The organism is Amycolatopsis azurea DSM 43854 (assembly GCF_001995215.1).
Taxonomy (GTDB): Bacteria; Actinomycetota; Actinomycetes; order Mycobacteriales; family Pseudonocardiaceae; genus Amycolatopsis; species Amycolatopsis azurea.
Genome location: NZ_MUXN01000002.1, coordinates 493,104 through 504,911, shown reverse-complemented (window position 1 = coordinate 504,911; position 11,808 = coordinate 493,104). Strand labels below are relative to the sequence as shown.

General features: G+C 66.7%; 11 protein-coding genes. 2 read left to right on the top strand and 9 right to left on the bottom strand.

Annotation, left to right across the window (positions count from 1 at the left end; genetic code table 11):
* Positions 1 to 13 precede the first annotated feature (13 nt).
* The 8 genes from B0293_RS44640 to B0293_RS04475 all read right to left on the bottom strand — a co-directional run bounded on the left by B0293_RS44640 (position 14) and on the right by B0293_RS04475 (position 9,130).
* Entirely contained in the window at positions 14 to 1,549 is a 1,536-nt protein-coding gene (locus tag B0293_RS44640) for a GMC family oxidoreductase (protein WP_005166212.1), read from the bottom strand.
* Positions 1,550 to 1,621: 72 nt separating this feature from the next.
* Positions 1,622 to 3,442: a flavin-containing monooxygenase gene (locus B0293_RS04505; protein ID WP_005166214.1), complete on the bottom strand. Its 1,821-nt coding sequence runs from the start codon at positions 3,440 to 3,442 to the stop codon at positions 1,622 to 1,624.
* An 8-nt stretch (positions 3,443 to 3,450) separates the two neighbouring features.
* Positions 3,451 to 4,119 carry a hypothetical protein gene (locus tag B0293_RS04500; RefSeq protein WP_063936670.1) on the bottom strand — a complete coding sequence of 223 codons (669 nt, stop codon included), beginning with the start codon at positions 4,117 to 4,119 and terminating at the stop codon, positions 3,451 to 3,453.
* A gap of 16 nt (positions 4,120 to 4,135) precedes the next feature.
* Positions 4,136 to 5,113: a branched-chain amino acid transaminase gene (locus tag B0293_RS04495; protein ID WP_005166218.1), complete on the bottom strand. Its 978-nt coding sequence runs from the start codon at positions 5,111 to 5,113 to the stop codon at positions 4,136 to 4,138.
* Positions 5,110 to 6,522: a phenylacetate--CoA ligase family protein gene (locus tag B0293_RS04490; RefSeq protein ID WP_005166220.1), complete on the bottom strand. Its 1,413-nt coding sequence runs from the start codon at positions 6,520 to 6,522 to the stop codon at positions 5,110 to 5,112. The genes B0293_RS04495 and B0293_RS04490 overlap by 4 nt, the downstream gene beginning before the upstream one ends.
* 11 nt (positions 6,523 to 6,533) lie before the next feature.
* Entirely contained in the window at positions 6,534 to 6,854 is a 321-nt protein-coding gene (locus B0293_RS04485; protein ID WP_005166221.1) for a Dabb family protein, read from the bottom strand.
* Positions 6,851 to 8,230: a class II 3-deoxy-7-phosphoheptulonate synthase gene (locus B0293_RS04480; protein ID WP_077241230.1), complete on the bottom strand. Its 1,380-nt coding sequence runs from the start codon at positions 8,228 to 8,230 to the stop codon at positions 6,851 to 6,853. Before B0293_RS04480 ends, B0293_RS04485 begins: the two co-directional genes overlap by 4 nt.
* Positions 8,231 to 8,368: 138 nt before the next feature.
* On the bottom strand, positions 8,369 to 9,130 hold the full coding sequence (locus tag B0293_RS04475; RefSeq protein WP_245820049.1) for a hypothetical protein: 762 nt from the start codon (positions 9,128 to 9,130) through the stop codon (positions 8,369 to 8,371).
* A gap of 763 nt (positions 9,131 to 9,893) precedes the next feature.
* Here B0293_RS04475 and B0293_RS04470 point away from each other — a divergent pair.
* Positions 9,894 to 10,154 (top strand): hypothetical protein, encoded by a 261-nt coding sequence (locus B0293_RS04470; RefSeq protein ID WP_039920053.1) that lies wholly within the window; start codon positions 9,894 to 9,896, stop codon positions 10,152 to 10,154.
* A gap of 60 nt (positions 10,155 to 10,214) precedes the next feature.
* On the opposite strand, the gene B0293_RS04465 is transcribed toward B0293_RS04470, so the two are convergent.
* On the bottom strand, positions 10,215 to 10,655 hold the full coding sequence (locus B0293_RS04465) for a hypothetical protein (RefSeq protein ID WP_245192195.1): 441 nt from the start codon (positions 10,653 to 10,655) through the stop codon (positions 10,215 to 10,217).
* 206 nt (positions 10,656 to 10,861) lie between these two features.
* On the opposite strand from B0293_RS04465, the gene B0293_RS42925 reads away from it, so the two are divergent.
* The gene (locus B0293_RS42925) at positions 10,862 to 11,152 is read left to right on the top strand and encodes a hypothetical protein (RefSeq protein WP_143254481.1); all 291 of its coding nucleotides are present in this window, start codon (positions 10,862 to 10,864) and stop codon (positions 11,150 to 11,152) included.
* The last annotated feature ends 656 nt before the right edge of the window (positions 11,153 to 11,808 follow it).

Below are 11,808 nucleotides of genomic sequence, written 5' to 3'. Positions count from 1 at the left end.
CCAGCCGACCGGCTCAGTCCAGCCTGTCAGCCATCAGCTCGCCGGCCATGATGGCCGTCAGGTGGGTGTTGGCTCGCGGGACGGACGGGAAGACGGATGCGTCGACCACCCGCAGGCCGTCCACTCCCAGCACTCGGCATGACGGGTCGACCACCGTGTCGGGTCGTCCTGGCCCGCCCATCCGGCACGTGCTGGTGCTGTGCCCGGGATCGACGACGTTCGCGAGCAGGTAGTCGTCGAGCTCGCTGTCGTTGTCCAAAGCCGCGAACAAGACCTCGTTCGCCTTCGCCATCGGCCCCGCCAGGATCTCGGCCATCTCCGGACGGCGGGTCAGCTCGACCGCCGTCCGCACCCCCTCGCGCAACCGGCGCAGGTCGCGGGGGTCGGCGAGCATCCCTTGACGCACCAGCGGTTGCGCCATCGGGTCGGGCGAGGTCAACGTCACCAGCCCACGCGAGTGGCTCTGGTTGAGCCAGATCCTGATCGCCCCCAGTCCGGCGCCGGTCTGGTTGTCCGAGACCAGCATCAGGTCGTTCGAGACCGTCCCGGACGCCGAGCCGGTGCGGACGCAGACGTTGGTGTGTCGGTCGTGCTGAGACCGGGGGGCCGCGGCCTCGGTCAGCGGCAGCACCAGCGTCGCCATCGGATGGTCCTGCAGGCCACGTCCCACCGGCAGGTCGGCGCGCACCTCGACGCCCAGCGAGCGCAGCTCGTCGGCGGGTCCCACGCCCGACCGCAGCAGGATCGCCGGGGTGTGGATCACCCCCGCGGACAGGACCACGGTGTCGGCGTACTCGGTCTTCGCCGTCCCGCCCGCGACGACGCGGACCCCGACAGCGCGGTCGCCCTCGAACACGACCCTGTCCACCAGCGTGTCACCCCGGATCGTCAAGCCGGGCAGGTCCCTCGCCGTGTCCAAATAGGAATCGTTGATCGACACCCGGAGGCCGGAGCGCGAGTTGATCGGGTACGGGGAGACCCCGGTCGCGCCCGGCGCGTTCACGTCCGGCGCCCACGGGTAGCCCGACGCCAGCGCCGCGCGGGCGAGTGCGGAATCGACCGCGCCCCACTGCTCCCGCGGTGTCCGGAAGATCGGGGTCGGGCCGCCGCGCCCATGGTAAGACGCCTCGCCGAACTCCTCGTCATCCTCCAGCTTCGCGAAATACGGCAAGACGTCGGCAGGCGACCATCCGGCGGCGCCCAGGCCCACCCAGTCCTCGAAATCCTCCATCGGCGGCCGGATGGCGATCTGCCCGTTGATCAACGAGCTACCACCCATGCCCCGGCCGCGCTTGTACGGCGCTTGTTGCTGCTTGTCGGTCCGGGCGGCCACCAGCCCCTCCCACAACAGCCCTGCGGCGGCCTCCGGCTGAAGCCTGGCCAGCAGCGGATTCGGAGACCGCCACACCTCGGGAAGCTGCCCCGCCTGCCAGTCCGAGCCCGCCTCCAGGAGCAGGACCTGCTTGCCCCGCTCAGCGGAGCGCACCGCCAGCGGCGCACCCGCCGACCCCGCGCCCACCACGATCAGGTCCCAGCCGCGGTCAACCATGTCGAACCCTCCCAGGTAGCAAGATCCCCTGCTGTGAAATCCCCGCGTGAGAGAAGAAACCACGAGAACGGGTCACCGGAACTCCAGCTCGTCGAACGTTCCCGCCGCCCGCCACCCCTGGATGTAGGAGTAGTAGGCCATCGGCCCGCCGGGATAGCCGGAGTTCAGCCGGTGGGAGTTGTCCGCGGGCATTCCCTCGTTGTTGTAGAGACCCGGGGTGCACTCCAGGGAGACCCGGAAGTTCTCCGTACCGGCCAAAAGCATGTCGTGCCAAGCCTGTTCGGCCGAGTGGGAGGGCTCCACCGCACGGTGTCCCCGATCCAGCGTGTGCCGCACGAGGGTGGCGACGGTCTTCGCCGACTCGGTGACATCGTGGCCGATGTTGTTCAGGAAATTGGCTCCCTGGAACGGTTGGACGACGAAGGCGTTCGGAAAGCGGTGGACCTGCAGCCCCTGGAACGTCCGCATCCCGTCCGCCCAGTGCTCGCTGAGCGTCGTCCCGCCGCGGCCCGTGACCTCGTATCCGGCACGGCTGGTGTAGGACGTCCCGACCTCGAACCCGGAAGCGTAGACGACGCAGTCGACCTCCCACTCCCGCCCACCGGCCAGCAGACCGGTCTCGGTGAGGCCTTCGACCCCCTTGCCCTCGGTGTCCACCAGGTGAGTCGTGGGCCGGTTGAAGGACGCCAAGTAGTCGTCGTGGAAGCACGGTCGCTTGCACATCCGGGAGTACCAAGCCTTGAGCTGCTCAGCAGTTTCGCGGTCCTCGACCACGGCTTCGACCCGGTCCCGTATCTCCGCCATCTTCTCGAAGTCGACCCGCTCACGGACCGCGGCGAGCGCCTCGGGGGTCCGCTCGGCCGGGGACAGCAGGCTCATCGCCGCCCGGACGCGCTTGCCCGGGAGGGTCCAGCCGTCCATCACCAGGTCCTCGCCGCCGTCGCCGCCGAAGTAGTTGACGGCGAAGTTCTCCATCCACCGTTGCTGCCAGCCAGGCTCGGCCATCCGGTGGAACCAGTCCGGATCGATGGGCCCGTTGCCGCGCACATCCACCGATGAAGGGGTGCGCTGGAACACGTACAGCTCGCCGCAGGCCTCGGCCAAGTGGGGCACGCACTGCACACCCGTCGCCCCGGTGCCGACGATGGCGACCCGCTTGTCGGCCAGCCGGTCCATCCGGTCGCCGGTCGGACTGCCCCCGGTATAGCCGTAATCCCACCTGCTGGCGTGGAATGAGTGTCCTCGGAAGCGGTCGATGCCGGGGATCCCCGGCAGCTTGGCCACGTTGAGCGGGCCGATCCCCATCACCACGAACCGCGCCGTGAGTCGGTCGCCGCGGTCGGTCGACACGGTCCAGAGCGAGTCGGCCTCGTCCCAGGTCACCTTGGTGACCGCGGTGTGGAACAACGCGTCGTCGTAGAGGTCATAGTGCTTGCCGATCCGACGGCAGTGCTCCAGGATTTCGGGGCCGTGGGGGTACTTCTCGATCGGTACGTAGCCCGTCTCCTCCAGCAGCGGAAGGTAGACGAGGGCATGGGTGTCGGCCTGTGCCCCCGGGTAGCGGTTCCAGTACCAGGTCCCGCCGAAATCGCCGCCCTGCTCGACGATGCGGACCCCGCCGATCCCGGCCTCTTTCAGATGGGCCCCGGTCACCAGCCCGGCGAAACCACCGCCGATGCAGATGACGGTCGTGTGCTCGGTCCGGGGCGGACGAGCGATCACCGGCGTGTAGGGGTCGCCCAGTGCCTTGTCGAACTGGTTTCCCAGCCGGACGTACTGACGCCGCCCATCCGGCCGTAGCCGCTTGTCGCGTTCGGCGCGGTACTTGTGGCGCAGGGCGTCGATGTCGAGGCCGGCTCGGTCGCTCCCATTCGGCTCGATGCTCGATGTCACGGGTTGTCTCACCTTTCTTGCGGGGAGGGGTGGCTGCCGTCGGCCGACAGGCCTTGACGGCGCCGTTCCGCGGGCCAGGGAGCGAAAATCGACCAGAGCATCCGGATCGGCCGGACGCGGGAAATGAGCGTCAGCCCGTGCAACTCGCTGGCTGGTTTCGTGGTCAGCGCCAGATCCGCCTCGCCACTGGCCACCGTCGCCGCCGCGGCGCTGGTCGAATCGCAGCGGATGATCTCCGCGACGTCGAACCGGTCGGCGTCCAGCAGTTCGTGGATCAGCGGCACCGGAGCCGGGTGGCTGGCGATGCGCACCGGGCCGGCGGTGGGAGACGACGGGGCGGCGGCGATGCCGTACAGCGGGGTGTCGAAGACGTACGCCCCGAGGATCCTCAGCCGCGGATCCATGTAGAACTCGGACACACCGTGATAGGCGTTCGCCACCACCAGCAAGCCCGCCGCGCCGGTTCGCACCGCGTTCCCGGCCAGTTCGTACCGATCGTGCAGTTGCACCGGCCAGTCGGAGCCCGGTCTGCCGAACCGGGTGCCCAGCTGGGTGCCCAGGTAGCGGGAAGAGGCCTCACTGCTGGTGCCCTCTGGCCCGAGCGTGGCTATCGGGGCGGCGGGCAGTTCGGCGGGAATTTCGACGTCGAGGATGGACGTCCCTGTCATGGTGCTCATTGACCCCCCACAATGCTCAGTTCGCTGGATCGTTCAGCTGGACCGTGGTCGACCACGGTGCGTACTCGCTCGCCTGCCCGGTGACCGCCGCCCGGTACGACTCGGCGTACCGCGCCGTCACCGGGCCGATTCGCCCGTCGCCCACGACACGGCCGTCCACTTCGGTGACGGGCAGGAGCTCGCATCCGGTCCCGGTCAGGAACACCTCGTCGGCGGTGTAGAGCTCGGACCGGGCGACCTCCCGTTCGACGGTGCGATCGCCGAGGCGCACGGCCATCTCCAGCACGCAGCGCCGGGTGATCCCGGCGAGGATGTCCGAGCCCTCGTGCGGCGTGATCAGGTGCCCATCCCGGACCAGGAACACGTTCGCGGTGCCCGCTTCGGCCACCGTGCCGCGGACGTTGAGCAGGATCGCCTCGTCGTACCCGTTCGACTCCGCCTCGTCCACGGCCAGCGCCACGTTGGCGTACGAGCCGGTGATCTTGCCGTGAGCGGGGAGCGCGGTGTCCGGGATGCGCCGCCACGAGGAGACCTGCGCCCGTGCGCTCCGGCTCAGCGGCGCGCGCGGCATGGGCACCGCATAGACGGACAGCGCGGTGGACAGCCCGCTCAGTTTGACGCCGAACGACGCGCCCGGCAGGAGGGCGAGTTTGTGCGCGATCGGCCGGAGGTAGCAGTCGCCCCGGTAGTCGTTACGCACCAACAGTTCGGCCGTCGCCGCGCACAGCTCGTCCACCGACTCGGCGATCTCCAGGCGCAGCATCCCGGCCGACGCGAGGAAGCGCCGGTAGTGCTCGGCTAGCCGGACGACGTGCAGCTGCGCGGTTTCCGGCTGCCAGTACGCGCGGATCCCTTCGAACACGCCAGTGCCGTAGTGCAGGCCCTGCGTCCCAGCGGTGAAACCGACGTCCTCGTAGAGCTGGATCCGGCCCTGGTGGTAGACGTAGGGCGTGACGCCGACCGAAGGCCCTGCCAAGGGGACGAGCGCGGTCACCGGGCATCCCGGCGCGCCGCGATCGCGAGTGCCGCCAGGCGTTCGCTGTCCGCTTCGACCCGCCGGTCGTGCACCCGGGACGCCTTCCAGCTGACCATCGCGCCGGTGCCGGCGATCGACCCGATGTCCTCCAGCACCACCAAGGGCTCGATGCCGTACCGCCGCCGCACCGCCGCCCGCAGCGCCGGTTCGTCGACGTCGGTGGGCCGCGGGCACTCCACCCGCACGGTGAGCCGGTCGGCGCCGTCGTTGTCGATCACGATCTGGTAGGCCAGGCTGGTGGAGACGTGGGCCAGCACGGTCTGCTCCAGATCGTAGGCATAGGTGGGCTCGCCGTTCAGCCGCACCATGTCGCGCGCCCGGCCCACCGGCCGCAGCGTCGGGGAGGGGTAGTCGGCGGCGCTCGCAGGCGGGCTCAGCCGCACCAGGTCCCCGGTGCGGTACCGGATCAGCGGTTTGCTGCCCCGGTAGAGATGGGTCACCACCAGCTCGCCCAGCCGGGTGCCGTCGGCCGAAGGCTCAGCCGGGGCGCCGGTCTCCGGGTCCACGACCTCGTAGAAGTTGTTCAGCGGCACCGTCCGCAGCAACCCGTCCGCGCGGACGGCGGCCATGATCGAGGCCTCCTGCGACGCGTACATGCAGTTGTAGACCTTGGCCGACCACAACGAGCCGATGTTGTCCAGCAGCGCCGGCGTGACCAGTTCGCCTACCACCATGATGAAACGCAGCCCGAAGTCGCGCTGGGTGTCCAGTCCGAGCGCGCGCGCCTCGTTGGCCATCGACATCGCCATGCCTGGGGTACAGACCAGGCCGGTGACCCGCAGCTCCCGCAACAGCTCCAGCGCGCGACGGAAACCGACGACGGGGGAATGCGGCCACATCTTGGCCACGGCGTGCCCCAGATTGCGGAACACCTCCCCGAAGGTGTCACCGGTGGAGTGCAGTTCGGTCGGCCCCATGATCGCGACGAGGTGCCGTCCGGGGTGAGCGCGGAGCACGTCGCGGTAGTTGACGGTCAGCGCCATGTTGTTGACCGCGCTGTCGGTGTTGTCCCGCGGGCACGGGGTGGACCGGCCCGTGGTGCCGGTCGTCTCGTAGAACACCCAGCCCTCGGTCAGCGGCCGCGACAACATCTCCAGCAGGTTCTCCCGGAGATCCTGCTTGGTGGTGAAGGGAAGGCCGGCCAGGTCGGCGAGCTCGAACCCGTCGACGTCGGTGGTGTTCAGCCGGGCGAAGTGCTTGCGGTAGAACGGGGAGTTCTCGGTGACGTAGCGCAGGGTCGCCCGCAGTTCCTCGCGCTGGTGGTCGGCCAGCCGCCCCGCATCCCACTCCCCCCGCTCGAATTCTTCGTGCCTGGCCAGCAGATCGCGGACCAGTGTGTCCTGTTCGGGATGGAAGATCGTGTACATCTCGCCCCCTCTTAGTCCGTTTCCTGTGCGGCGAACCGTTCGTCCAGATCCACGACCACCCAGGTGGCCAACTCGCGCCACAGCGCGACGCCCTGCTGGTGGTGGGCGTGCACGGCGTACCGTGCGACCGCGTCCATGTCGGCGAACACGCCCTCGACCGCGAAGTCGTAGGAGATGTCGCGACGGGAGACGTCCGGGCCCGCCCACCATTCCTGGATCTCGTCGATGTGCTTGCCGTGACTTCGCGACATGGCCATGGCGGACAGCACCCGCGGGTCGTCGGGCTCGATTCCCGATTTCAGTTTGAAGAGGACGATGTGCCTGATGGTCATGACGTCACCGCCAAGGTCGAGGGGGCGGTGGCATACGGGCGCCACGCCGTCCTGTTACGGAGCATTTCGGCGACCAGGAAGGCCAGTTCCAGCGATTGATGACTGTTCAGGCGCGGATCGCAGGCCGATTCGTAGCGGCCGGGAAGATCCGCTTCGGTGAGGTTCTGTGCGCCGCCGACGCATTCGGTCACGTCTTCCCCGGTGAATTCGAGATGAATCCCACCGGGATGTGTGCCGAGGCGGTCGTGGACCTCGAAGAAACCGAGTACTTCGTCGACCACTCGGTCGAACTGCCGCGTCTTCAGCCCCTGCTTCGAGGTGATGGTGTTCCCGTGCATGGGATCGCTTTGCCAGATGACGTGCTTCCCCGTGGCCGAGACCTTCTCGATGATCGGCGGCAGCAGATCGCGGATACGGGTGGAACCCATGCGGCAGATCAGGGTCAGGTGGCCGGGGATGTTCTGCGGACTCAGCCGGTCCACGTACTCCGCCACCTGCTCAGGCGCGGCGCTCGGGCCGATCTTGACCCCGAGGGGGTTGGCCAGTTCACCGGCGAAGGCGATGTGTGCGCCGTCCAGCTGACGGGTCCGATCCCCGATCCACAGGAAGTGCGCGCTGGAGTCGTACCACGCCGACTCCGCGCGCCGGGTGAGCGCGCGTTCGTAGTCCAGTACCAGCGCCTCGTGGCTGCAGTAGATCTCGTTCGCCCGCGGCCCGTCCAGATCGACGTCGAAGGCGTCCACGAAGCGCAAGGCGCGGTCGATGTTCTCGGTGAAGGCCTCATACCGAGGGCCCGCGCCCGAAGTACGCACGAAATCCTTGGTCCAGCCGTGCACCTCGTGCAGGCCGGTGACCCGGTGCGCGGTCATCGAGCGCAGCAGGTTCATCGCCGAACTGGCGTGGTTGTAGGCCTGCAGCATCCGGGCCGGGTCGTGCCGTCGTGCCAGCGCGGTGCCCTCGATCCCGTTGATCATGTCCCCGCGGTAGCAGGGCAGCCCGGCCGCGTCGGTTTCCGCCGAGCGCGGCTTGGCGAATTGCCCGGCCAGCCTGCCCACCTTGACCACCGGCATCGACGCCCCGTAGGTGAGCACGACCGCCATTTGCAGCATCAACCGTATATTCGACCGAAGATGGCTTTCGGTATTGCCGGAAAAGGTTTCCGCGCAATCACCTCCCTGCAGCAGGAAGGCCTCTCCCCGAGCAACATGCGCCAGTTGCTCCTGCAATCGTCTGGTCTCAGACACCGAAGCCAGCGGTGGCGCGTTTCGCAAGGTTTCGACCACCCGATCGGCCACGTCGTCATCCTGCCAACGTGGCTGCTGGGCTGCTTGAGCAAGGCGCACGTCACCCAACGGTAGCCGCAAGTCGTCCCTCATCGAGAAACCCTCTCCCCCATGTCAACCCGCGAATGAAATATTCACTACTCAATCACTGGAGCGAGCACCGGAACCGAGCCGAAGCTAGCAGGAGATTTCCCGGCATGACAATGGTGCGCTCGCACCTCCATCATGCTATTAATTGGAAATTCGTCGCCTGAGCTGGCTGGCAAGATCTTTCCAGGCTTGCGCGCTCTCGTCGATAAGGTCGGCAAGGACGGACGCCCAATGGTCGGGGACGCTTGCCGCGGCAGGCCACTTATTCGGGTCGGCCATCCAAACATCGAGACTTCGCAGCAGCGCACGCCCGTGCTCGGTGAATCGCAGCGACGGATCCGCCCGCAATCTCCGCAAGATCTCGAGGTGATCGGCTTTCGCCGGCGCCGCCGATTCCCTGCCTCCCGTGCGCGACCGCTGCTCGATGACAGGAGTGCGGCCTTGGCGGAGGCGGTCGCGAACGTCACGCACCGTACTGGTGGAGACCCCGGCCTCGGCACTTATCTCACGCAGCGTCGCATCGGGCCGTTCGGCGAGCAGATCGCCGGCCCGCCTGCGACCGGCGGTAGCGTCGAGGCGCCTGGCGATTCCGTCACGTCCGACCCTGGCGTGCGAGTGGGATTTTTCCCCACTCGCACGCCGCCGGATCGCACCGACGGTCTTGTGCGACAGTCCGACCGCAGCGGCAATGGCGCGGTCTGACCAGTCTGGATGGGTGTCGAGGATGCGTTCGGCGGCAGCCTTGCGGTCCGCCAGTGACAAGGGCAAACCATGGTCGACGTTGACCCTGACCGCGAGCACGAAGGCGTCCTCGGAGCTGCCGTCGACGAATTCCGCGTCAATTTCCTTCTGGCCCCGCAAGATCGCCGCCTGGACGCGGTGGACCCCATCGATGATGCCCATGGTGGGCCGGTGCACCAAGATGGGCGGGAGAACCACCCCGCAGTCGGCCAGTAACCTCACGTGGGCCTCGTCAGTGCCTTCCTGGCGCGGAGATGCCGATCGGGCCAACGAGCTGATCCGCACGGCATGAACCGGCCGTGGCGGCCCACCCCGGCCGGCATCGCCAGAACACCAGACGGTGGACGACGTCATCGGCTCAGTGTCATCGCATCGGAAGTATTCGTTCCACGTTCTTCAACACATAAAGAAGAGAAGGTCATCCCTGTTTTACTCACGCGAGAACCAATCAAAGTATTTTGATAGCTTGACATCTAAGCGCCTCGACAGGAAGTTCGCCAACGAGGGACGAGAACGACCATCACCATGGCACACGCTAATACGCGGTCCTCGCAGTCTCGTTCCAAACTATCCCCAGCGGAACCGTACGGACAGGTTCCACTCCCACATCGGTCGATGAACTACTCCTGCGCACCGAACACAACTTGCAGGCCAGCAAATAGTGCCGACCAGATTCCCCATGAACACACCTTCGACGCGAAGTCGATCGAAGGCATGAAGAATATTCGGTCCAGGAATCGCGCTTCGACCGAATGCCGTTACTTAAACGGCCCCACCAGTGACTTCCAGTTAATGCTCGCAGGGGCATCCGATCGTGTCAAGCGATCACGGATGGGCCGTTCGGTTGATCATGCGCCTCGGCCGAATCGGGCTACAAACTCGGGATGTCGAGCCGCGATATCCTACGTATTCCGTACCGTACAAGATGACCGACTTCCATTTCACCGTCACGAATCCGCAGTTTCAGCTCGATCCGTTCGGCGCGGGCAAGAGCAACCTCATCCAGGCCTTCGACCTGATCGCACCGTTCTTCGACGACTTCGTCCCAACCCGACACCACCGGCCGGATCCCGCTCCAGTGGCCGACCTGAACTCCGATACCGTCTACACCGGACATCAGATACCCGACGGAACCCTGCGTTTCACTTGCCTGGCAAACGTTGTTGCTCCAGCCCGAGCTCCGTGACTGCGACACGGCCTTTGCCCGGCCGAGCACGACGGCCCTGCACGACCGAGCCGCCGGTGATCAGTTGCCGGCGAGTTCCTTGATCTCGTAGTCGGGCACGTTCACGCCCACCTCGAAACTCGGGCTCCAGTCGATGCCGAGCTCTTTGGCGGCACGCTGCGCCTTGATCGCGCCCCGTTGGCCCGCATAGGTCGACCACGGGTTGAACTTCACGAAGGCAGGCTTCGGATCGGACGAATTCCACACCGAGACCAGCAAGGCCTTGAGCTTCTCACCCGTGACCACGTATCCGAACGGGACCTCGGCATCGACCATGACTTCTGTGGTCAGTCCGTCCTGGTTCGTGCCTATCTCGACCTGGAGGAACTCGGGAAGCGCGGCCTTCACCGCGTCGACCACGGGCCCGGCAGAAGTCATCTCGCTCTTCTGGGCGGCCGGGGTGGAGCTCTTCCCCCTGTCGCCGGTAGGGACCAGGCCACATCCGGTCGGCAGCATCGCCATCGCGGCCACTGTCGCGAACACAACCACGAGACGTCGAGTCATCTTGCACTCCAGACCTACGCTCAGCCACCACGGCGTAACCGTCGCGCGTGAAGCAGCCGCACGGAGCTGGGCCTGCTGTTCCGCGAACCGGGGTCGCCGTGCGCAGTGGCCACAGTGCAGCGAGCCGGTCGACGGTCGTCAGCAGGCCTTGACGATGACCGAGTGTGCCGCAACTGCTCGCCGAACACCTCGTCAGCGGCCGCCTTCTTCTCCAGCGTGTCAGCAAGCTCGCGCACCTCCGCGGAATCCTCCGCAGCACCTTCAGCGGCGTCGAGAACCGCGGACGCGTCAGGATCGTCGGCGAACTTGGCCTTGATCAACTGATACAGCCCGGCTATCGCACGTCCGGCACGCTCACAGCACCTCAGTTCCCTGGCGAGCATAGAGGCAATCCGGGCGCAGACGCCCTTACAAAAGGACAGCGGCACAACGCCGGCCGCGGAAATCCGCCGTGACATCCTGCCCGTCGCCGGAGCCGATACACACGCTCATCGGCGGATTTCGACGTCATTGAAGAGTCTTTTGGGAAACGCGATTCACCAACTTCGAGCCGGTCGGGAAATATTTTCCCAACAAACCGAGGCGTGACAGGCGCCCATCGGTACAGGACAACAGCACCCCATCGGTTGATGCGCCGTCACACCGATGGACCAGCCACGAACTCGGCGTAGAGAGTAGACTTTTCGCCTCCAGGCGAACGAGCCACACGGTGACGACGCCACGAAGAACCAGGACGGGGTTCCTCCGGGAAATCGGCACGACGAGACCGGATGGCGCCCGGAAAATCGACTATCCACCGGGGGCACGCACAATTTCCGAGTCGATCGGGACGCCGCGGAGCAAGCCGGGAAGATCATGCCCGGCATCCGAGACATCGCCAGGAGCAGCCGCTGCGGGCGGCTACCATGAGGCCGAGATATTGTTCGATGACTTCATGCTGATCGAACCGGGACTGGTCGGCCGCGCATTGTGGAGGCCCTGGCGGAACAGGCGATATTTCGGAAAATCCCGAAATCAATTCGCATATCGACGGTGGCGTCGCCAGGAAGATCCGATAGGGCATCACCCCATGGCGGGCCTGCCGTACCCTGATCGGCCTCGGACGAAAAGC

Coding starts and splice junctions, on each gene's coding strand:
- B0293_RS44640 (WP_005166212.1), bottom strand. CDS start 1,549: ATGGTTGACCGCGGCTGGGACCTGATCGTGGTGGGCGCGGGGTCGGCG.
- B0293_RS04500 (WP_063936670.1), bottom strand. CDS start 4,119: ATGAGCACCATGACAGGGACGTCCATCCTCGACGTCGAAATTCCCGCC.
- B0293_RS04490 (WP_005166220.1), bottom strand. CDS start 6,522: ATGTACACGATCTTCCATCCCGAACAGGACACACTGGTCCGCGATCTG.
- B0293_RS04485 (WP_005166221.1), bottom strand. CDS start 6,854: ATGACCATCAGGCACATCGTCCTCTTCAAACTGAAATCGGGAATCGAG.
- B0293_RS04480 (WP_077241230.1), bottom strand. CDS start 8,230: ATGAGGGACGACTTGCGGCTACCGTTGGGTGACGTGCGCCTTGCTCAA.
- B0293_RS04475 (WP_245820049.1), bottom strand. CDS start 9,130: ATGGGCATCATCGATGGGGTCCACCGCGTCCAGGCGGCGATCTTGCGG.
- B0293_RS04470 (WP_039920053.1), top strand. CDS start 9,894: ATGACCGACTTCCATTTCACCGTCACGAATCCGCAGTTTCAGCTCGAT.
- B0293_RS04465 (WP_245192195.1), bottom strand. CDS start 10,655: ATGGCGATGCTGCCGACCGGATGTGGCCTGGTCCCTACCGGCGACAGG.